Consider the following 20,025-nt stretch of genomic DNA (forward strand, 5'->3'; position numbering starts at 1 on the left):
CTAGTCGACTTCGAGGTGGCCGAGTTGCCGGCTGATCGCGCCGTTGTTCCAGTAGGCGGTGATCGACGAGATGAGGCCGTCGTCGCCGATCCGGAAGATGAACAGGTGCGGCTCGTCGTACGTCTTGCCCTGGGGGAGCACGTATCCCCACGGCGACCGCTGCGTACCGCTGATGTCGATCTGGGCGACGACATCACCGTCGTCGTTCGCGGTGACCGAATGGACGACGTTGGTGAGGTCCGGGAACGAGTTGATCAGGCCGGCCCAGATCGCCTTGCCGACCGTTCCGACCTTTCCGTCGCCACGGAGCACACGTTGCTTCCCCCACAGCTCGAACGGTGGGTAGGAGAAGTCCGCGTTGATCGAGCACAGCTCTGCCATGCCTTGCACGTCGTGCCCGCGGTACCGGTCGAAGAACTCCTCGACCAGCGCGGTGTTCTGTTGCGCAGTCATCAGCTCCGCCCTCCTCAGACGATCGCTACCTGGTCGAACCGCTTGACGGCGAGCCGGCGGTACAACTGCTGCTGGCACCAATAGACGTCAAGCGCGGTGATCCGGTCGCAAGTCAGCTGGAAGCGCCAGCCCTCGTCCAGATCGAGGTGCTTCTCCTGATTGATCGCTCCGGCGTAGTCGGCCGCCTGCGTGCCTTCGGCCTTGAGTTCGGCGGTGACGACGTTGCCGGTGATCAGGACCCGCTTGACGGTCACGCGCAGGTCCGGGAAAGCGGTGGTGATGTCGCGCAGCGCCTCGCCTACGAGTTCGGGACCGATGCTGCTGCGTCCGAGTCCGTGGAACGTCACCCTCGCGTCAGGGGCCACTTCCGCGGCTGCGGATGCCGCGTCGCGCCGGGCGAATGCTGAAAGGAAGCGGTGCGCGGCGGTGGATCCGTCGGTACTCATGTCACGCCGCCTTCGCTGTCGTACCGGCCAGAGCCCTGATGACGGCGTCCGCAACTGCCTCGGTCGAGCCCGGGTTCTGACCGGTGATGAGGTTGCGGTCCACCACGACGTGGCTGGCCCAGGCCGTTGGTCCGTCATCGAAGACAGCGCCGGCGTTCTTGAGGGCGGTATCGACGTACCACGGCAATCCGAGCCGGCCCGGTTCGGTCTGATCCTCTTCTTCGTCGGTGAAACACGTCATCCGATAACCGTCGAACAGCCACTGCCCGTCTGGGCGCTCCGGTGCTGAGAGCAACAGTGCGGGACCGTGACACAGCGCGACAATCGGTGCTTGCCTGCCTTGCAGCATGGTCAGCAGACGGGAGACGTCCGGGTTGTCGGCCAGGTCGACCATCGGCCCGTGGCCACCGGGCGCAAAGACCGCGTCGAACTCGGCAAGCTGCTCGTCGCTGAGTGAGCTGAGATCGAGAGGGTGCTGGAATCCCTCGATCGACTGCAGCCGGTGGTGTCGCTCGGCGGCGAGAGCTTCGCTGTCCTGGCGTTGCGCGTCGACCGCCGCCTGCGCCTCCGCCCGATCCACGGCAGGCGAGAAGTCGTCCGACGAGACGACATCGACCAACGGCCGGTCCTCCCGCCAGGCGGTCTTCGCTGCCCGGCTGACCGCCGCGTGAGCCGCTGCGGCATCCAGCCCGCCGACCTGGAGGATCGCGGCGATCCGGCGGACCGCGGCCAGCCCGAGCTCGGTGTTCTGGTGGAGGGTGAACCGGATGTCGTCAGGGTCGTTGGCGAACGTCCGTACGACGGAGTCCAGGTAGTCCTTGTCCTCGTCGGGGTAGTGGAAGTACCAGCGCAGACCGTACGGATCGGCTGTCGGCGGCCTGCCGTCAGGCGTGACGACGGCCACGTCGAATCCGGCTGCGACGAACCGGTCGTACGGCTTCACGGCCTCCTCGGCGAAGTAGCCGGTGGGATGGGGGCTGCCGTCCGCCAGCGTGATCTCGGATGCGCTCGAGACCACATACGCGATGCGTGTCATCGTGCCGCCTCTCAGGTGTTCGGGACGGGTGGGTCTGGAGAAGTAGGAAACCCGAGTGCGGCGCGACGTGGTGAAGGGTTCCTGCTCGATGTGTGCCCATTCCTCGCCGGTTCCCGCGGTGATGTCGCACTCCGGCGAGCTTGTGCCGGAAACCGACGGGATTCTGCCCGAACGCGCGCCGGGACGCCGAGGTGCGAGGGACCCTGCCAGGGAGTCGATATCACGTATCAGAAGGGGTTCTCGACCATGACAAGTGTCCTGTTCGCCGTCACAGGTTCCAGCTACTGGACTCTTCGGGACGGCACCAGGCATCCCTGCGGCTACTGGCCGGAGGAACTGGCGGTACCGCACGAAGTGTTCACGCAAGCCGGCTTCGACGTCGTCGTCGCGACACCTGGTGGTGTGGCTCCGGTCCCGGACGAGGCGGGATTCTCCGCGGAGATGAACGGCGGCTCGGCCGAGCCAGGGCAGCGGTTCCGTACCTACCTGGACAGAATCGACATCGAGCCGATCGATCTCGATCTCACGGTTGCCGCTGACTACGATCTGGTCTTCGTACCCGGCGGGCACGGGCCGATGGAGGATCTGGCCGTCTCGAAGACCGTGGGCGAGTTGGTTGCCGAGTTCACCGATCTCGGCAAGCCAGTGGCGGCGGTCTGCCACGGTCCGGCGGCCCTACTGGCTGCAGAAGGTCCTGGCGGGTGGCTGTTCCGCGGCCGCCGGCTGACAGGCTTCACGAACGTCGAGGAGACTCAGGTCGGGTTCGCGGAGCGGGCACCGTGGCTGCTGGAGGACCGCGTGGGTGAACTCGGTGGGCGGTTCGAGGCCGGCGAGACGCCGTGGGCGCCGTACACGGTCCAGGACGGCAATTTGTACACCGGGCAGAATCCGGCATCGTCCCGGCCGCTGGCCGAGGCGCTGGTGGCTGCCGTAGCCGTCAGCTCGCCCCGCCTCTGAGCGCGTCGAGTTGCACGCCCAGGGTCTCCGCATCGACGTAGGCCCTGGGCGTCGTGCCGAACCGAGTGCGGAACTCCTTGATGAAGTGTGAGGTACTTGAGTACCCGACGGCCCGCGATACGTCCGTCACGCTCAACCGCCCGTCCAGCAACAGTTGCCGGGCTTGGTCCAGGCGCAGCTCCTTGAGGAACTGGTACGGCGAACGATCGGTGATCTCCCGGAACAGGTGTGAGAACGACGACGGACTCAGACAGACCTGTTCCGCCATGTCGTTCACGGTGATCTGCTCGGCGTAGTGCTCCTTCATGTAGGTCAGCGCAGCTGAGACCGGGTTCTGCCCGGACTGCTTGGCTGCGATCTGAAGCATCCGTGCGTATTGCTCGCGCTGCAGCACGCGGTACACGATCTCCTGCAGATACATCGGAGTGAGTACGCGCCGGTCGGCGCCGGTGCCGAGGCTCTGCAGAAACCGCAGGACGGCACCCATCATCTCCGGATCGAGGGCCGAGACCATGCCCTTGTCCTGGTGGATGCGGGCGACACGCTCTGGCGGGAAGGCCACGACGGAGCGGTGTTCGAGCATGTCCGCGGAGACCTTCTTGACCACGGCCGGATCGATCTGCAGGACGAAGGACAGGAACGGCTTGCGGGGAGTCGCCTCCAGAATTTGTGCCTGGAAGTGCAGGTGGCTGCTCAGGATCAGGTAGTTGAACGGGTCGTACCGATAGGTCTTGCCGTCGATGATCACCGCCTTGCGTCCCTGCGCGACGATGCCCAGCGACAGCGACTGGATCTCTTCCCACTGCGGCTGCGTCGGCTCGACGAACCGGTAGATCGTGAGCCCTGGCCAGCCCGCGTCGTTGCCGCCGAGCTTCGGTGACCTGGCGGCGAGTTCGGCGATCAGGTCACCTGTGGTCACCAGATGTTCCATGTGTGACATCGATATCGCCATGCTCGGTCTCCCTTACTGCCGGCGGCTCCAGGGGTGTGCTGAGTATACGTGACCCGGATCACACCGGACTGCTGACATATTGTGTGGCGAGGTACTCGTCGAGGCCTTCGGAGCCGCCTTCGCGGCCCATACCGGAACTCTTCACGCCTCCAAACGGCGCAGCGGCGTTGGAAATGACGCCCGTGTTGATACCGACCATGCCGACCTCGAGACGCGCCGCGACCGCTTGGCCGGCTTCCTTCGTCGGTGCACAGACGTAGCCGGCCAAGCCGTACTCGGTGTCGTTGGCAAGCCGAACCGCGTCGTCGACCGACGCGAACCCGCTGATCGGCGCGACCGGGGCGAAGATCTCTTCGGCGAGAATCTTGCTGCCTGGTGTCACTCCGCTGAGGACGGTCGGTTCGAGATAGTTGCCAGTTTCATCTATCCGCCTCCCGCCTGTCAGGAGACTGGCACCGCGTGTCACGGCGTCGTCGATCAGCCGCAGGGAACGCTCCACTGCCGTCGAGGTGATCAACGGACCGATCGTCGTCGCCGGATCGGTGCCCGGACCCACCAGCAGTTGGCGGCTGCGGAACGCGAGTTGTTCGCCGAACTCCTCCATCAACGATTCGTGGACAAGGAAGCGATTGGCAGCGGTGCAGGCCTGTCCCATATTTCGGTACTTCGCGGTCATGGCCGCGTCCACGGCCGCCGCCACGTCGGCGCCCGGCAGGACGATGAACGGAGCATTTCCACCGAGCTCCATCGACGTACGCACCACCTGCCCGGCTGCCTGCCGCAGGAGGGTACGGCCGACGGCCGTCGAGCCGGTGAAGCTGACCTTGCGGAGCCGGGAGTCCGCGAAGACAGCTTCGCTGACCGCGCGAGGGTCCGAGGTCGTGAGCAGATTCACGACTCCGGGCGGGCACCCCGCGTCGGCGAGGACGTCGAGCATCAGCATCGCGGTGAGGGGTGTGAGCTCGGCGGGCTTGAGCACCGCCGTACAGCCGGCGGCCAGGGCAGGCGCGATCTTTCTGGTCACCATCGCCAGCGGAAAGTTCCAGGGCGTGACGAGATAGCACAGGCCGACCGGCCGACGACGTACGTCGAGCGACTGTCTGCCCTCGGGCCAGGCACCGGAGCGCCCGATGCCTCGAACCGCCTCCTCGGAGTACCACCGAAGGAACTCGGCGCCGTACTCGACCTCGGAACGGGCCTCCTGAAGGGGCTTCCCCATCTCCCTGGTGATCGTCGCCGCGAACTCGTCACGCCGATCGAGTACGGCATCGAACGCTCGACGTAGCACATCGGAGCGTTCCCGCGCTGCGGATGCCGCCCACGTCGTCGCCGCGGCAGCAGCCGCGTCAAGAGCCCGCCGTGCGTCTGCCGTGTCAGCATCGGCCACTTCCGCGATGACATCTCCGGTGGCGGGGTCGTGGACGGCGAAACATCGGCCGCTCTGCGCATCCTCCCAGCGGCCGCCGATGTGTACGCCGGTCCGCTCGGCGTCGATGAGTGCGGTCGAGGCGTTAGCCATCGCTTCCTCCTAGGAGCGCGCGGTCGCTCACGACCGTCAGGTGAGCAGCGAGGCTAGGCGGTCAGCGACCGCACCCACCAGCATGTCGCCGGAATTTCGTCGTATCGGACACCGATCGCCCAGGATCCCGACATCGACCCGTCACCCGCCCGGCGAAGAGGCCACGCCATCATCGAACAAGCGGATCGGTGGCTGGAAGCTCAGGGCTGCGGCTCGACGTACCAGCGGGGCAGTTCGCCGGGCTGCAGGCTCGTGTCGTCGCCGGGGCGGGACAGGGTGAGGATCGCCTGCTGGATCTCACGGCGGGCGTTCAGTGCGTCCTCGATCGCATACAGCCGGGCGGCGACCTCGGACTCGACGTCGTTGCCGGTGACATCGACCGCCGCGACCAGGAAGATCCGGTCGGCGCCGACCCACTCCATGTGCAGGAACGTGACCCGCTCGATGTCCCGGTGCTCGAGCAGCGCCCGGAGCACCCGGTTGCGGGCCAGCGGGGTGACCGCCTCGCCGGTGAGGAAATCCATGTTCCGGCTGATCAGGAACAGTGCCACCACACCGAGCAGTACGCCGACCACGATCGACCCGACCGCGTCCCAGGCCGCGTTGCCGGTGAGCTGGTGCATCAGGATCGCGAGTGCCGCGATCAGGATGCCGATCAACGCCGACAGGTCCTCGACGAACACCGCCCGCAGTACCGGGTTCGACGTGATCCGGACGTACCGCCACGGCCGCAGCATCCGCTCCAGCGCCCCGGCCTTCGTCTGCCGCAGCGCCTGGGTGAACGAGATCCCCTCGAGCACGAACGAGACGCCGAGCACGGCGTACGCCCAGCCGTACGACGTGGCCTCGGCCTCGCCGTGCTCCAGCGACTGGATGCCGTGCCACACCGACACCGCCGCGCCGACCGTGAACAGGCCGAACGCCGCGAACATCGACCAGATGTACCCGACCCGGCCGTAGCCGAGCGGATGCGTGCGGTCGGCGGGCTTCCGCGCCCGGCGCTCCCCGACCAGCAGGAAGATCTCGTTGCCGGTGTCGGCCCAGGAGTGCGCCGACTCGGCCGCCATCGAGGCGGACCCGGTGATCACCGCGACGACCGTCTTGGCGACCGCGATCAGCAGGTTCGCGCTGAGTGCGACCAGCACTGTCAGGAGGCTCTCGCCGCCGCCGTCGTCGTCCTCGGAGCTGCTCACCCTCAGACCATACTCAGCTGACCGCCCGGATGATGCGTTGCTCGATCGCGCGTGCCACCGCGGCGGCCCGGGTCTCCACCTCCAGCTTCGTGTAGATGTGCTGCAGGTGCGACTTGATCGTCGCCTCGCTGACGTACAGCGTCTTGGCCATCTCCCGGTTCGACTTGCCGGTGGCGAGCAGGCCGAGGATCTCCACCTCGCGCTCGGTCAGCGTCGGACCGGTCCGCCGGACCAGCCGGGCCGCGACCGCCGGCGCGAGCACGGTCTCGCCGCGGGCGGTGCCGCGGATCGCCCGGAACAGGTCCTCCGGCGGCGCGTCCTTCAGCAGGTACCCGGAGGCGCCCGCGTCGATCGCGCCCATGATGTCGGCCTCGGTGTCGTACGTCGTCAGGATCAGCACGTACGGCGGCTCGGCCATCCGGCGCAACTTCGCGGTCACCTCCGCGCCGCCCGCGCCGGCTCCGAGGTTGAGGTCCATCAGCACCACGTCGGGGCGGACCGCCGCGACGAGCTGCTCCGCGCTGTGCCCGTCCGACGCCTCGCCGACGACGGACAGGTCGTCCTGGCCCTCGACCAGCGCCCGGACGCCGGCCCGGACGACCGGATGGTCGTCGACCAGAGCCACCCGGATCATCCGTCCTCCGGTGCTTTCAGCGGGATCGCGGCGGCCAACGCCGTACCGTCCCCCGGTTCACTCTCCAGCACGAGCGTGCCTCCCAGTTGTCTCAGTCGTTCCCGTATTCCGGCCAGTCCGTGGCCGCGGTCGGAATCGATCTTGACATGAGATCGCGGAAGGCCCCCGCCGTTATCCACAACGTCGAGGACGACCGCGTCCGGGTGGTAGGTGAGAGTCACGAAAGCCGAGTCGGCGTGGGCGTGTTCGAGCACATTGGCGACCGCTCCGCGAGCCGTTCGGAGCAGTGCGGTCTCCACCTCCGAGTCCAGTTTCACCGGCGTACCGTGCACCTGGACGTGGATCTTGAGGTCGCTGTGGGCGGACAAACGCTCACAGGTCTTACGCAGTGCGTCCGGAAGACCTGCAGCGAGCTCTGCGGGTGCCAGGTCGCGCACGACTCTCCTGGCTTCGTCCAGACCGTCACGTGCTGTGGCTGCTGCCTGGGCCGCGTGCTGGCGCGCTACCGCGGGCTTGTCGTCCCACTCGCGCTCCGCGGCCTGCAGCAACAGGTTGATGCTGGACAGGCCCTGCGCCACGCTGTCGTGGATCTCGCGCGACAGCCGCGCCCGCTCGGCAATCACGCCTGCTTGATGCTGTGCGTCGGCAAGATCGCCCTGTGCCGCGTGCAGCTCGTCCAGCAACGCCTGTCTGGCCAGGGCGTCCCGCTCCAGCGCCCGATAGGCGCCCACGGCAAGCACTGCGATGCACACCGGCCCCAGCACGATCGTCGGGTCCAGCCGGTCGGTCATGCGCGTCCACTGCACCACGGTGACCACCACCATGCCGGCGACGACCAGACAGGCCGGCCGGAACGACAGGATGCGCAGTGCGACAAAGGACAGCGGCACGGCGCACCAGGCGAACGACGGCGCCAGAAACACCAGCACGCACCACTCCAGCACCAGTAGCGCCAGCCAGAGCCGACTGGGCAGCAGACGATAGGCGCCGTACGTCCCCAGCAGCACCACGGCTGCCAGCAGGATCCACGGTCCGCGCTCGGTGAACCCGTGGCCGGTCAGGTACCGCACCACCGACGCCAGCACGAGCACGACGAGCGCGGCATGCAAAGCGGCCACCAGGCGGGGCGCATGGCTCAGGATCGACGGTGTGTGCGCAGTAGACATGTTCAGCCGATCGTAGGCCGCGTGGAGCCGGTTCCGAATCATCCGTTCGGCTATCCGTTGATGGCCGAACACCCGTCGTGCGGGCGGGGGCCGCGGACGGAAGCTGGTGGCAGCTCGAAATCCACCGACCGTTTGAGAGGTTCAGATGTCCGTCCGTTCGCTGTCCGCCACCCTCGCACTGTCCGCCACGCTGCTCGGCGTCGGCGCCTCGACGGCGTTCGCGGCCCGCCCCAGCACCTACGAGCTCCCCGGCGACCCCGGCGGCTCGAAGTTCGAGGGCATCGGGTACGACGCCCGTACCAAGAACTACTACGTCTCCGAGACCACCGGCGGCGAGATCCACCGCGGTCAGGTCAACACCCCGAACGCGATCGAGTGGCTGAAGGGCGACGGCACCGACGGCCGCTGGACCGCCCGCGGCGTCAACGTCGACGCCCAGGGCCGGGTGTACGTCGCCGGCGGGCCGAACGGGATCGACCACGCGGGCGCCCCGGACCTGTGGGTCTACAGCCGCGACGGCAAGCTGCTCGCCGCGCTCCGCACCGGCGTACCGAACTCGTTCCTCAACGACATCGTGATCGGCCCGGACGGCGCCGCCTACTTCACCAACTCGAACGCCCCGCAGATCTTCCGGGTCGCCGAGCGGAACGGCCAGTGGACCGTCAGCACCTGGGCCGATGCGACCGGCACCATCCAGACCGCGGACGGCTTCAACCTCGGCGGCATCGTGCTCTCCCCCGACCGCAAGGCGCTGGTCGTGGCCCAGGGCAACGTCGGCAAGCTGTGGCGGTTCGACCTGCGGACCGCGAAGGCGACCGCCGTCGACATCGCCGATGCCGACCTGGTGAACGCCGACGGCCTGGTCCAGCAGGGCAACACCCTCTGGGTCGTGCGGAACTTCTCCAAGGTGCTGAGCACGCTGCGGCTCTCGGCCGACGGCTCCACCGCACGGCTGCTGTCCGCGAAGCCGACCGACCCCGACCGGGTGCTGACCACCGCCAAGCTCGCCCAGGGCCGGCTGCTGGTGGTCGACAGCAAGTTCGACGAGGCCACCGCCGTCCCGCCGTACCAGGTCATCACGCTCAACCCGCGCCGATGACACGCCGCCCGATCGCCGTGGTCGCCGTCCTACTGATGGCGGCGACCACCGCGTGCTCCGCGGAGACCACCAACGCTCCCCAACCGACCCCGACGCCTTCGAGGAGCGCCACCGTGCCGTCCACCCTCGACAGCCAGCTGATCGCCGCGGCCTGGAAGAACGACGTACCCACGGCCAAGCGCCTGATCGACGCCGGCGCCGACGTCAACGCGCTCGACAACACCGTCCAGAGCGCGTTCCTGATCGCCGCCAGCGAGGGCTACCTCGACCTGCTCAACCTGACGCTCGCACACGGCGCGGACGTCCGCAGCCTCGACAGCTACCACGGTACGGCGCTGATCCGGGCCGCCGAGCGCGGTCACGCCGCGGTCGTCGGCCGGCTGATCCAGGCGGGTGTCGCGGTCAACCATGTGAACGACCTCGGCTGGACCGCGCTGCACGAGGCGGTCATCCTGGGCAAGGGCACCCCGGAGTACGTCGACACCGTCCGGCTGCTGATCGCGGCCGGCGCCGACCGGAACAAGCCGGCCGTCAACGGCGGCACCACGCCGGTGCAGGCCGCGAAGGACCGCGGTCAGTCGGCGGTGAGCGCCGTGCTGGATGCTCGAGCCTCCACCGGCGATCTGCTGGGGGCGGTCACCGCGGGTGACACCAACAAGGCCGCCGCGGCACTGGCGGCCGGCGCGAAGGTCGAGTCGCGCGACGACCATCGGCGTACGGCGTTGCTGCTCGCGTCGCTCAACGACCGGGTGGACGTGGCCCGCCTGCTCGTCCAGCTCGGCGCGGATCCCGACGCGCAGGACGACCGGAAGGACTCGGCCTGGCTCGTGACCGGCGTGACCGGGAGCGTCGCCATGCTGGAGACGCTGCTGCCTGCGAAGCCGGACCTGACGCTGCGGAACCGCTTCGGCGGTACGTCGCTGATCCCGGCGAGCGAGCGTGGTCACGTCGACTACGTGCGACGGGCGGTCAAGACGAAGATCGACGTCAACCACGTGAACGACCTCGGCTGGACCGCGCTGCTCGAGGCGATCATCCTCGGGAAGGGCACCAAGCCGTGGCAGGACATCGTGCAGACCCTCGTCGACGCCGGCGCCGACCCGAGCCTCGCCGACAAGGCCGGCGTCACCCCGCTCCAGCACGCCCGCTCCCGCGGCTACACCGAGATCGCCAAGATCCTCGAGTCCGCCGGCGCCCGCTAGTCCCAGAGCGGCGGCGGGACGTGAGGCCGGACGGCCGGTGCCCGCTAGTCGCGGGTGAGGCAGCGGGCGGGGAGCTCGAACCAGCGGAGGTGGTCGAAGCCGCTGCTGACCTGACCGTCGGGGTCCGCCTGGTTCTCGGCGCAGGTGGCCAGCAGGTCGCGGGCCTCGGCGAGGTAGTCGTCGAGGGCGGACTCGGGCGCGGTGTGGTCGTGCCGCGGATACCTGAGCCTGCCGTCGGCGTCGTACCCGACCTGGGACAGCCGCATCGGCGGCTCCACCGGGCCGCGGTGGTGCCGCCACAGCCCGTTCGCCGGGTCGAAGCGGTAGTCGCCGAGCAGCCGCCACCCGTCCCGGGCGACCAGCTTGACCGCCTCCACGACGTACGAGAACACCGCCTCGGAGATGAAGTAGTTGAAGTTGACCCGCACCCAGCCCGGCTTGATCCCCTCGCAGCCGTGCAGGATCTCCTCCTCGAACTCGTGCGACCGCGCCAGGTCGATCCCCAGCAACGTGTGACCGTACGGACCCGCACACGAGCACCCGCCGCGGGACTGGATGCCGAACAGGTCGTTCAGTAGCGCGACGACGAAGTTGTGGTGCAGGTACCGCCCGGACGGGCCCTTCACCACGAACGAGACGATCGACAGCCGCTCCGCGTCCAGGTTGCCGAGGATCTGCAGGTTCGGCTCGCTCTTCCACGCCTCGACCGCGCGCCGCAGGTACGCGTCCTCGTGCGCGCGGATCACGTCGATCCCGACCGCCTGCTTCAGCTGGAACGCCAGCCCGGCCCGGATCGACCCGATGATCGCCGGCGTCCCGCCCTCCTCCCGGTGCACCGGGTCGTCCAGGTACCGGTGCTCCAGCGGGTTCACGTACGCGACCGTGCCTCCGCCCGGTACGTCGGGCACCCGGTTGCGGAGCAGCTCGCGCCGCGCGACCAGCACCCCGGGCGTGCCCGGGCCGCCGATCAGCTTGTGCGGGCTGAGGAAGATCGCGTCCTTGTACGAGAGCGGGTCCCGGTCGCGCCCGCCGTACATGTCGATCTCGACGTACGGCGCGGCGGCGGCGCAGTCCCAGAACGACAAGGCGCCGTACCGGTGCAGCAGTGCGGACACCCGAGAAGTGTTGCTGACGATGCCCGTGACGTTGCTCGCCGCCGAGAACGAGCCGATCTTCAACGGGCGTTCGGCGTACTGCCGCAGCCGCGACTCGAGCTGGTCGATGTCGATGTGGCCGTCCGCGTCCTGGCTGATCATCACCACGTCCGCGATCGACTCACGCCACGGCAACTCGTTCGAGTGGTGCTCGTACGGCCCGATGAAGACGACCGGGCGCTGCTCCGGCGGGATCTGGTCGGTCAGGTGGTACGTGTCGTCGAGCTCGGCCGGGATCCGCAGGCCCATGATCCCGATCAGCTTGTCGATCGCCCCGGTCGCGCCGGACCCGCAGAAGATCAGCGCGGTCTCGGCGTCGCCGCCGACGCCGGTGTGGATGATCCGCCGCGCGTCCTCGCGCAGCCGAGTGGTCTGCAGACCGGTCCCGCTGGACTCGGTGTGGGTGTTCGCGTACCGCGGCAGGACCTCCTCGCGGATGAAGTCCTCCAGGAACGTGAGCGCCCGGCCGGAGGCGGTGTAGTCGGCGTACGTCACCCGCCGCGGACCGTACGGACCGGGCATCACCTGGTCGTCGCCGATCACCGACGCGCGGATCTGCCGGAGCAGCGGGGTCTCCGGCGGCATCCCTTCGAGTGCACCCATGCTTCAGAGTAGGGCGCCGGGGTGAGCTGCGTCTCGTGATCCGTGCGCGCCCTGTGGATAGGGTCGGTGGCAGTCGAGCGCGAGGAGTGGGGATGACGTTTTCCAGCGAGCTGTGGGACCGCGGTGCCGGCACCGTGTACGAGCAGATCGTCCAGCACCCGTTCATCACCGGCCTGACCGACGGGACCCTGGACCACGACGCGTTCCGGTACTTCATCACCCAGGACAGCCACTACCTGCGCGCGTACTCGCGGGCGCTCAGCCTGGTCGCGGGACGGGCGACCGACGAGGACGCGGTCAGCATGTTCGCGCTGCACGCCGCCAACGCGATAGCCGTCGAGCGGGAGCTGCACACGTCGCTGCTGGCCTCCCTCGGCCTCACACCGGCCGACGTGGACGCGGCCGGTTCCGGGCCGACCACAACGGCGTACATGTCCTATCTGACCGCGGTGTGCGCCACGGGCACGTACGCCGAGGCCGTGGCCGCCGTACTGCCTTGTTACTGGATCTACCGGGACGTGGGGCGCGAGCTGCTGAAGCGGTCGTCGCCGGACCCGCTGTACGCGAAGTGGATCGCGACGTACGGCTCCGAGGAGTTCGACGCGGTGGTCGAAGAGGTGGTTGCGGTGACAGACACACTGGACGTCGGCACCGCGGAGCGGGAACGTTGTCACCAGCACTTCGCCACGACGTGCCGCTACGAATGGATGTTCTGGGACGCCGCTTACCACAAGCTCGATTGGCCGGTGGGATGAAGGACTTCTACGACGTCGTCATAGTCGGCGGTGGGCACAACGGGCTCGTCGCTGCCACGTACCTGGCCCAGTCCGGGCTCTCCACGCTCATCTTGGAACAACAGGCGCACACCGGCGGCGCAGCGGTCAGCCAGCGGGTCTTCCCGGGTGTTGACGCACGGCTGTCGCGGTACTCGTACCTGGTCAGCCTGCTGCCCGACAAGATCGTCGCCGACCTAGGCCTCGCCCTGGACCTCCGCTCGCGTGCCGTGGCGTCCTACACGCCGGTACGCCGTGGTGGACGCGACCTTGGCCTCTTGGTAGAGCGGCCGGAAGGCCCTGGCACCAGGGACTCGTTCCGGACGCTCACGGGCAGCGACACGGAGTACGAGGCCTGGACCGACTTCTACGGGGCCGTCGGCTCGCTGGCGGCGGCGGTAGCGCCGACGCTGCTCGAGCCGCTCCAGCCGGCCGCTGAGCTCCGTTCTCGCGTCGACAGCGCGCTCTGGGACGAGCTGGTCGAGCGACCGCTCGGAGAGACCATCGAGCGCCGCTTCGCCGACGACACCGTCCGGGGCGTCGTCGCGACCGATTCCGTCATCGGGACCTTCGCAGGCCTGCACGACGAGTCACTGATCCAGAACAGGTGCTTCCTGTACCACCTGATCGGGAACGGCACCGGCGAGTGGCGGGTGCCGGTGGGAGGCATGGGTGCGGTCACCGACGCGCTGGCCGCGGCCGCCCGGCGCGCAGGCGCCGCCCTGGTCACCAACGCCGAGGTCACGTCCGTGGAGGTCGACGGTTCGCGCGGCTCGGTCACCTGGCTCGGCGGTGACGGTGAGCGCTCCGTGGACTGCACCTGGGTGCTGTCGAACGTCGCACCGTCGACCCTGGCTGCGCTCCGTGGTCAAGCGGGCGTGGAGAAGCCCGAGGGCTCGCAGCTGAAGATCAACCTGCTGCTACGCCACCTGCCGGCGCTGAAGTCGGGCGACGACCCGGCACGGGCCTTCGCCGGTACGTTCCACATCGACGAGGACTACAGCCAGCTGGAGTCGGCGTACCGCACCGCCGCCGGCGGCGAGCTGCCCGCCGTACCGCCGTCCGAGGTGTACTGCCACTCGTTGACCGACCCGTCGATCCTCTCCCCCGAGCTGGTTGCCGCGGGCTACCACACGCTGACCGTCTTCGGCGTCCACTTCCCCGCCCGGTTGTTTGCCTCCGACAACGATTCCGCCCGCACCGAGGCGACCCGCCGGGTGCTGGCCGGCCTCGAGTCGTACCTCGCCGAACCACTCGCCGACTGCATCGCCCGGGACGCCGACGGCAACCTCTGCATCGAGGCCAAGACGCCGTACGACATCGAGCAATCCGTCGGCATGCCCGGCGGCCACATCTTCCACGGCGACCTCCAGTGGCCCTGGGCCACCACCCCCGCCGATACCGGCCGCTGGGGCACCGAAACCGACGTCCCCAACCTCCTCATCTGCGGCTCCGGCGCCCGCCGCGGCGGCGCCGTCTCCGGCCTCGGCGGCCACAACGCCGCGATGACCGTCCTCACCCACTAACCGATTTCGCATCTCCCCGATCCCCCTGCTACGATCCTCTTCGTTCGCAAGCAACCGCGAATGCAGAACCGGCGCCGCTAGCTCAATTGGCAGAGCAGCTGACTCTTAATCAGCGGGTTCGGGGTTCGAGTCCCTGGCGGCGCACCGTCGGCCCAGGTCACGTGAGTGATCTGGGCTTTTTGTTGTTGGCTGGGGCGGTGTGCGGGGGCTGGATTGTGACTGTGCGTCACGTCACATCGTCGAGTTGCCAGATGCGGTGGTGGAGTGGGAGCAGGCCGGTGCGGGCGAGCGGGGAGGGTGGTGCGGACTGGGGGCCGGCGGTTCTGAAGCGGCCGGGTGGGGTGGCGTAGGTGGCGCGGAAGCGGCGGGAGAAGTGGTAGGCGTCGGCGAAGCCGCATTCGGTGGCAATTGCCGCGAGGGTGAGGTTGCTGCGCAGCAGCAGGTCCTCGGCGCGGCTGAGGCGCAGGAGTTCCACGGCCTTGGCCGGGCCCAGGCCGAACCGGGTGTGGAACGTTCGGGACAGGTGGGAGGTGGACACCGCGGCGGCGGCCGCCAGGCGGGCCGGTGTCACCGGGCGAAGCGGGCCGGCCGCCCACTCTTCGCGCAGGACCTCGATCACGGCTTCGAGCACCGCGGGCAGCGGTGCGACGTCTCCCGGCTCCGGTAGTGGGCCGGTTGCGTAGCTGGCCAGCAACAGGGACAGGACGTCCTCGGTGCGCGAGTCCCAGTGCGCGGATCGGGTCGAGCACAACCAGAGCATGTGCCGGAACAGTCCGGCGAGTACGTCGTCGTACGCAAGGTCGCGGCGTAACGGCCAGCTGTCCGAGCCCGCGACGTCCCTGGCCAAGGAGAAGTGCACGTAGGCGTGCCGCGTCGGCCGCTCCGGGTCCCATGCGAACTCGTCGGTCATCCCCGGCCGCAGCAACAGCAGCGACCCGGGTACCACCTGCTCGCGCCGATCGTCGCAGCGCCAGGTCGCGCTGCCGTGCAGCAGCCAGACCAACTCGAAGTCGGCGAGCGTGCGCGGGCCGTACGTCGCACCCGGCGGGTAGTCGACAACTCCCGGCGGGGCGTCCAGCCGTACCGGCAGGTCCTGGGCGGCTAGATACACCGCGATTCGCCATCTTCCTGCGGCTGATGGACATCGTCCTCGCGGCAAAGGACAGTCAGCATCGACGGTATGACTACCACGCCCTCACACCAGGACATCGACACCTCGGTTTCCCTCGACGACTTCCGCCGCGACGGGTTCGTCGTGCTGCCCGACGCGCTGAGTCCGGACGAAGTGGCCGTACTGCGGGACGAGACGGCCAGGCTGTGCCGCGGCGAGCGCGGTCCGGTCGCCGGAATCGAAACGGCCCGGCCGGGCGACACCGACGACGACGTGATCCGCCGCTACCTGTGCATCCACCACCCGCACAAGGTATCCGAGACGATGGCCGCCGCCCTGCACCAGCGGGCGATCGTGTCGGCGTTGACCCAGGTCATCGGGCCGGACGTCAAGGCGATGCAGTCGATGCTGTTCATCAAGGCGGAGGGCAAGCCCGGTCAGGCATGGCACCAGGACGAGTTCTTCATCCCGACCAGGGACCGGTCGTTGACCGCCGTCTGGATCGCGCTCGACGACGCCACTACCGAGAACGGGTGCCTGTGGGTACTGCCGGGCTCGCACCGGGCGGGCGTCATCTACCCGGACCGGGAGCACGACGACCCGAGGTACGACTGCACTGTCGAGTCCTACGGCTTCCCGTACCAGGAATCGGACGCCGTCCCCGTCGAACTGCCGGCCGGAGCCGCGCTGGTCTTCAACGGATATCTGCTGCACAAGTCCTTCCCGAACACGGTCAGGAGAGGTCTCCGGCGGGCGTTGGTCAACCACTACATGAGTGCCACCTCGCTGCTTCCGTGGGGCGAGCCACGGAAGGACGAGCACTTCGCCAAGGCGGACTACCGGGACATCGTCATGGTCGCCGGCAACGACCCGTACGCGTACAAAGGACTAGCCGACGTCGCCCGACCAGGCGTACGGCCGGACCGCGAAGGCGGCTGCGACCGATAACCGCCCAGCCATTGCGGACGGCCCGCCGGTCGGCGGGCCGTCCTGATGTGTCAGCCGTCGCTGTCGGCCCCCGGGATGAAGGCACCCGGCACCTGGTCCGGTGCGTAGATCTTCGTGTCACCGGGGTACGGCGTGGCGAAGTTGTGCGCCTCGTACCAGGAGAACCGGTTCATCTGCGCAGGGGGAACCGAGTCGACCTTGGTGTTGTCTCCGGTGAACGGCTGCCTCGTCTTCCACGCCTCCCACTCCGCGGCGACCGGCTGCTGAGCCGCCGGAACCTTACCCATGAGAGCGGGCGCGGCCGGGACGTCAGCACCACACGACGGCGGGGTCGACAACCCCTGGGTCAGCGGGACCCGGTTGGGCAGCGCTGTGAACGGCTTGTTGTCGGGCTTGTTCGTGAACGCCGCCCGCATCGGGGTGGCGGCGCTGTCTTTCTGGTTCATCGGCTGGATCCCGAGGATCTGCTCGATGGTGCGGATCATGTTGATCTGGGAGTAGTAGTGACTGTCGACGGTGCCGTGCTGGGCCCACGGGCTGATGATCTGGATCGGCGCCCGGTGGCCGTCGACGTGGTCGACGCCGGCCTGGGAGTCGTCCTCGACGACGAAGATCGCGGAGTCCTTCCAGTACTTGCTGTGCGAGATCTCGTCGACGACCTTGCCGACGGCGAGGTCGTTGTCGGCGACCTGGGCAGGCCCGGTCGGCCCACCGCCGGTGTGGTCGTTGGGGAACCAGAACATGTTCAGGTTCGCCGGCCCGTTCTTCTCGAAGTCACGCTTCCAGATCTCGTACCGGTAGATGTCCGGGATGCTCAGGTCACCACCCGGGTAGCCGTGCACCGAGATGGCGTTGAGCGACGGGATGTCGACGTTGGAGTACATCGGGTACGCCGTGTTCCGCGCCGGATCCGCCGCCATGTACTTGGTGTCGCAGTACAGGTTCTGCCAGCTCGCGCCGGCCGGCTTGTTGTTCTGCTGCATCTGGTACTCGCCGAAGTCACGCGCGGTCTTGCCCGCCGCCTCCGCACCGGTCCAGAGGAAGCCGCTGTGCTGGTGGCCGAGTACGTCGTTGTACGAGTCGTAGCTGCGCTGGTACTCCCCCGCCGTCGACTCGGTGTACTCCGGGTTGTCGGCCTGCATCAGCCAGCTGTGGCCCTCGGCGGAGTTCGTCCCGATGTCGTAGGTGTTGTCGTAGAGCCCGAACTGGCGGGCCAGTGCGTGCTGGTTCGGCGTCACGTTCTCGCCGTACTGCGTCAGCGTCGGGTCGCCGTTGCCCTCGGGCATATCGCCGTACACCTGGTCGTACGTGCGGTTCTCCTTGACGAGCAGGAAGACGTGCTTGATCGTCGACGGGTCACCGAGCTTGAGCGGGACCGGTACCGGCTTGGCGCCGCCTCTCGTGCGCTGCACGGAGTTGGGGGCCCACCCGTTCTGCTTGAAGACCTGCTGTGTGTAGGTCCGGATGACGCCGTCGTCCGGGAGCTTGAACTGCTGCAGGCTGGACGTCGTGTCGTGGGTGCTGTGATTGCTGCTGTTGCGGAGGGCGTCGACGCCGCGGGTGTTCGAGACCACCACGTTGTCGCCGGCGGTCGTGATCTCCGACGGGAAGTAGTCCGTGGGGAGCAGGCCGATGTAGCTGACCGGCTCCAGGGGGTTCTTGTACTTGTAGACGGCGATCGCGTTGGCGCGGCCGAGCGTCACCAGCAGGTGGCCGTCGTCGGTGAGGTTCACCGCCGTCGGCTCGTACCCGACCGAGGCCTCGGGCCACGGCTGGGTGGCGATGGTCTGCACGACCTTGTCCTTGGAGGTGTCGATCACCGAGACGTTGTCGGAGGCCGTGTTCGTGACGAACACCGCACCGTTCTTCGCGTACACCGAGGTCGGGTGCAGACCGACGTCGACGCTGGTGGCTGGGGTCGACATGGCGGCCGGGTTCGCCAGGTTGATCACGCTGACCGTACCGGTGGTGGAGCTACCGGTGAACGGGTCGGCCGGTAGCGCGGTGCCGTACGAGTTCATCGTGGTTTCCGCCGCGGCGGCCGAGGAGCTGATGTCCCAGTCGCTGAGCTGCAGGAGCGGGTCGCCCCAGTTCGTGGTGACGTTCAGCCGGTAGTAGCGGTACGCCGCGGTGTTCTTGAACGTGAAGCCGTTGCTGATGTACCGCGAGTCGAAGCGCTGCCCGGTGCGCTTGTCCAGGTCGGTCCAGGTACTGGCGTCGTTCGAACCCTGGAGGGTGAAGTCCTTGGGGTCGCGGCCGGGCGAGTCGTTCGCGGAGGTCAGCGAGTAGCGCACGACCACCGCCGGCTTGGCCAGCTCGTAGGTCACCGAGCCGGTCGGCTGCTTCGACAGCCACTTGGTCGAAGGATCGTGATCATCGAGGTTCGCGGCGACCTCGTTCGGCGGGTTCTCACCGCTGGCCGTGATCGCGCTGACCTGGCCGGCCAGGCTGCCCGGCATGGGCTTGGCCGGGCGGCCGCCCTCGTTGCTGACGTAGAGCTTGTTGCCGACCTCGACCATGCCACGCGGGGCGATGCCGACGGGCCAGCTCTGCTGCACGGCCCCGGTCGCGGCGTCCAGAGCGAGGACCCGGTTCTGGCCGTTGACCGCGACGTAGACGGTCTTGCCGTCGGCCGAGAACACCGGCACGGCGGACAGCGCGCGCTTCGAGCCCTGGGCGGCGATGCCGACGTTCGCCGGGTTCGCGAGACTGCCGTCCGCGTTCACTGTGAACCTGGTGAAGCCGTCGGCCCGGCCCAGCCAGAGCTGCGTACCGTCCGGTGAGTACGTCGGGCCTTCCTGGCCGACGTCGCCGCCGCTGACCCGCAGGTCCGACTGGGCGTTGGTGCCGACGTACTGCTGCACCTTGTAGGTCTTCAGGTCCACGATCGCGAGCACCTGGCCGCCGTCGGTGAGCGAGGCCGCGAGATGGGTACCGTCGGGGCTGACCGTGGACGACATGATCTTGCCGTACGGGATGACCAGACGCCGGCCGATCGGCTTCAGGTACTGGTTGTCGGACACGACCTGGCCCAGGTCGGTGGTCTGACCAACGTGCTCGAAACCGAACGGATCGGCCTGCGCGAACGCGCTGGTGCCGGTGGCGACGGCGGCCAGAGCGGCTACCGCGACGAGCGGCAGCCGTCTCCTCCGGAGCGCGCGAAGACCCGACCGGTCCTGCCCGCGCAGTTGACGTGTGACTCGCATCGACTCGTTCCTCCGAGGCTGGTGGGGAAGCAATCCAGCCGAACCTA

At 68.4% G+C, this 20,025-nt stretch carries 17 protein-coding genes and 1 tRNA gene; 7 read left to right on the forward strand and 11 right to left on the reverse strand.

Annotated features, from left to right (window positions below; genetic code table 11):
- Genes ACQHIV_RS19035 through ACQHIV_RS19045 form a run of 3 tightly spaced genes read right to left on the reverse strand, consistent with a single transcriptional unit; the run spans position 1 to position 1,935 of the window.
- Complete coding sequence (locus tag ACQHIV_RS19035; RefSeq protein ID WP_427896026.1) at positions 1-453, reverse strand: nuclear transport factor 2 family protein; 453 nt, start codon at positions 451-453, stop codon at positions 1-3.
- 14 nt (positions 454-467) lie between these two features.
- Entirely contained in the window at positions 468-899 is a 432-nt protein-coding gene (locus ACQHIV_RS19040) for a nuclear transport factor 2 family protein (RefSeq protein WP_427896027.1), read from the reverse strand.
- Position 900: 1 nt separating this feature from the next.
- On the reverse strand, positions 901-1,935 hold the full coding sequence (locus ACQHIV_RS19045) for a type 1 glutamine amidotransferase domain-containing protein (protein ID WP_427896028.1): 1,035 nt from the start codon (positions 1,933-1,935) through the stop codon (positions 901-903).
- 246 nt (positions 1,936-2,181) lie between these two features.
- Here ACQHIV_RS19045 and ACQHIV_RS19050 point away from each other — a divergent pair, with 246 nt between their 5' ends.
- On the forward strand, positions 2,182-2,892 hold the full coding sequence (locus ACQHIV_RS19050) for a type 1 glutamine amidotransferase domain-containing protein (RefSeq protein WP_427896029.1): 711 nt from the start codon (positions 2,182-2,184) through the stop codon (positions 2,890-2,892).
- Here ACQHIV_RS19050 and ACQHIV_RS19055 read toward each other — a convergent pair.
- From ACQHIV_RS19055 to ACQHIV_RS19075, 5 genes are all read right to left on the reverse strand, one after another.
- Positions 2,873-3,811 carry an AraC family transcriptional regulator N-terminal domain-containing protein gene (locus ACQHIV_RS19055; RefSeq protein ID WP_427896030.1) on the reverse strand — a complete coding sequence of 313 codons (939 nt, stop codon included), beginning with the start codon at positions 3,809-3,811 and terminating at the stop codon, positions 2,873-2,875. The two genes, ACQHIV_RS19050 and ACQHIV_RS19055, sit on opposite strands and share 20 nt — an antisense overlap.
- A gap of 91 nt (positions 3,812-3,902) precedes the next feature.
- The gene (locus ACQHIV_RS19060) at positions 3,903-5,363 is read right to left on the reverse strand and encodes an NAD-dependent succinate-semialdehyde dehydrogenase (RefSeq protein WP_427896031.1); all 1,461 of its coding nucleotides are present in this window, start codon (positions 5,361-5,363) and stop codon (positions 3,903-3,905) included.
- Positions 5,364-5,563: 200 nt separating this feature from the next.
- Positions 5,564-6,556: a cation diffusion facilitator family transporter gene (locus ACQHIV_RS19065; RefSeq protein WP_427896032.1), complete on the reverse strand. Its 993-nt coding sequence runs from the start codon at positions 6,554-6,556 to the stop codon at positions 5,564-5,566.
- A 13-nt stretch (positions 6,557-6,569) separates the two neighbouring features.
- On the reverse strand, positions 6,570-7,190 hold the full coding sequence (locus ACQHIV_RS19070) for a response regulator (RefSeq protein ID WP_427896033.1): 621 nt from the start codon (positions 7,188-7,190) through the stop codon (positions 6,570-6,572).
- On the reverse strand, positions 7,187-8,356 hold the full coding sequence (locus ACQHIV_RS19075) for a sensor histidine kinase (RefSeq protein ID WP_427896034.1): 1,170 nt from the start codon (positions 8,354-8,356) through the stop codon (positions 7,187-7,189). Before ACQHIV_RS19075 ends, ACQHIV_RS19070 begins: the two co-directional genes overlap by 4 nt.
- 145 nt (positions 8,357-8,501) lie before the next feature.
- Here ACQHIV_RS19075 and ACQHIV_RS19080 point away from each other — a divergent pair, with 145 nt between their 5' ends.
- Positions 8,502-9,455: an SMP-30/gluconolactonase/LRE family protein gene (locus ACQHIV_RS19080; RefSeq protein ID WP_427896035.1), complete on the forward strand. Its 954-nt coding sequence runs from the start codon at positions 8,502-8,504 to the stop codon at positions 9,453-9,455.
- Positions 9,452-10,657 carry an ankyrin repeat domain-containing protein gene (locus ACQHIV_RS19085; protein ID WP_427896036.1) on the forward strand — a complete coding sequence of 402 codons (1,206 nt, stop codon included), beginning with the start codon at positions 9,452-9,454 and terminating at the stop codon, positions 10,655-10,657. Before ACQHIV_RS19080 ends, ACQHIV_RS19085 begins: the two co-directional genes overlap by 4 nt.
- 44 nt (positions 10,658-10,701) lie before the next feature.
- Here the strand turns inward: ACQHIV_RS19085 and ACQHIV_RS19090 are convergent, their stop codons facing one another.
- The gene (locus ACQHIV_RS19090; protein ID WP_427896037.1) at positions 10,702-12,414 is read right to left on the reverse strand and encodes an aminotransferase class V-fold PLP-dependent enzyme; all 1,713 of its coding nucleotides are present in this window, start codon (positions 12,412-12,414) and stop codon (positions 10,702-10,704) included.
- Positions 12,415-12,506: 92 nt separating this feature from the next.
- Between ACQHIV_RS19090 and tenA the strand changes: the two genes are divergently transcribed.
- The 3 genes from tenA (at position 12,507) to ACQHIV_RS19105 (ending at position 14,857) form a co-directional block, all read left to right on the forward strand.
- Positions 12,507-13,169, forward strand: coding sequence for a thiaminase II (gene tenA / locus ACQHIV_RS19095; RefSeq protein ID WP_427896038.1), 663 nt, complete (start codon positions 12,507-12,509; stop codon positions 13,167-13,169).
- Positions 13,166-14,713, forward strand: coding sequence for a phytoene desaturase family protein (locus tag ACQHIV_RS19100; RefSeq protein ID WP_427896039.1), 1,548 nt, complete (start codon positions 13,166-13,168; stop codon positions 14,711-14,713). The genes tenA and ACQHIV_RS19100 overlap by 4 nt, the downstream gene beginning before the upstream one ends.
- 71 nt (positions 14,714-14,784) lie before the next feature.
- Positions 14,785-14,857 (forward strand) — tRNA-Lys (locus tag ACQHIV_RS19105).
- Between the two features lie 82 nt (positions 14,858-14,939).
- Here ACQHIV_RS19105 and ACQHIV_RS19110 read toward each other — a convergent pair.
- Positions 14,940-15,824: an AraC family transcriptional regulator gene (locus ACQHIV_RS19110; RefSeq protein WP_427896040.1), complete on the reverse strand. Its 885-nt coding sequence runs from the start codon at positions 15,822-15,824 to the stop codon at positions 14,940-14,942.
- 69 nt (positions 15,825-15,893) lie between these two features.
- Between ACQHIV_RS19110 and ACQHIV_RS19115 the strand changes: the two genes are divergently transcribed.
- A complete protein-coding gene (locus ACQHIV_RS19115; RefSeq protein WP_427896041.1) occupies positions 15,894-16,772 on the forward strand; it encodes a phytanoyl-CoA dioxygenase family protein in 879 nt (292 codons plus the stop codon).
- A 50-nt stretch (positions 16,773-16,822) separates the two neighbouring features.
- Here ACQHIV_RS19115 and ACQHIV_RS19120 read toward each other — a convergent pair whose 3' ends face one another.
- A complete protein-coding gene (locus tag ACQHIV_RS19120) occupies positions 16,823-19,978 on the reverse strand; it encodes an alkaline phosphatase family protein (protein WP_427896042.1) in 3,156 nt (1,051 codons plus the stop codon).
- Between the last annotated feature and the right edge of the window lie 47 nt (positions 19,979-20,025).

This window comes from Kribbella polygonati (genome assembly GCF_050320105.1).
Classification (GTDB): domain Bacteria; phylum Actinomycetota; class Actinomycetes; order Propionibacteriales; family Kribbellaceae; genus Kribbella.

Excerpts from the sequence above, each read along its gene's own strand:
- ACQHIV_RS19085 (WP_427896036.1), top strand. The coding sequence starts at position 9,452 with ATGACACGCCGCCCGATCGCCGTGGTCGCCGTCCTACTGATGGCGGCG.
- ACQHIV_RS19075 (WP_427896034.1), bottom strand. The coding sequence starts at position 8,356 with ATGTCTACTGCGCACACACCGTCGATCCTGAGCCATGCGCCCCGCCTG.
- ACQHIV_RS19080 (WP_427896035.1), top strand. The coding sequence starts at position 8,502 with ATGTCCGTCCGTTCGCTGTCCGCCACCCTCGCACTGTCCGCCACGCTG.
- ACQHIV_RS19040 (WP_427896027.1), bottom strand. The coding sequence starts at position 899 with ATGAGTACCGACGGATCCACCGCCGCGCACCGCTTCCTTTCAGCATTC.
- ACQHIV_RS19050 (WP_427896029.1), top strand. The coding sequence starts at position 2,182 with ATGACAAGTGTCCTGTTCGCCGTCACAGGTTCCAGCTACTGGACTCTT.
- ACQHIV_RS19090 (WP_427896037.1), bottom strand. The coding sequence starts at position 12,414 with ATGGGTGCACTCGAAGGGATGCCGCCGGAGACCCCGCTGCTCCGGCAG.
- ACQHIV_RS19060 (WP_427896031.1), bottom strand. The coding sequence starts at position 5,363 with ATGGCTAACGCCTCGACCGCACTCATCGACGCCGAGCGGACCGGCGTA.
- ACQHIV_RS19045 (WP_427896028.1), bottom strand. The coding sequence starts at position 1,935 with ATGACACGCATCGCGTATGTGGTCTCGAGCGCATCCGAGATCACGCTG.
- ACQHIV_RS19115 (WP_427896041.1), top strand. The coding sequence starts at position 15,894 with ATGACTACCACGCCCTCACACCAGGACATCGACACCTCGGTTTCCCTC.
- tenA (WP_427896038.1), top strand. The coding sequence starts at position 12,507 with ATGACGTTTTCCAGCGAGCTGTGGGACCGCGGTGCCGGCACCGTGTAC.
- ACQHIV_RS19100 (WP_427896039.1), top strand. The coding sequence starts at position 13,166 with ATGAAGGACTTCTACGACGTCGTCATAGTCGGCGGTGGGCACAACGGG.
- ACQHIV_RS19070 (WP_427896033.1), bottom strand. The coding sequence starts at position 7,190 with ATGATCCGGGTGGCTCTGGTCGACGACCATCCGGTCGTCCGGGCCGGC.
- ACQHIV_RS19120 (WP_427896042.1), bottom strand. The coding sequence starts at position 19,978 with ATGCGAGTCACACGTCAACTGCGCGGGCAGGACCGGTCGGGTCTTCGC.
- ACQHIV_RS19035 (WP_427896026.1), bottom strand. The coding sequence starts at position 453 with ATGACTGCGCAACAGAACACCGCGCTGGTCGAGGAGTTCTTCGACCGG.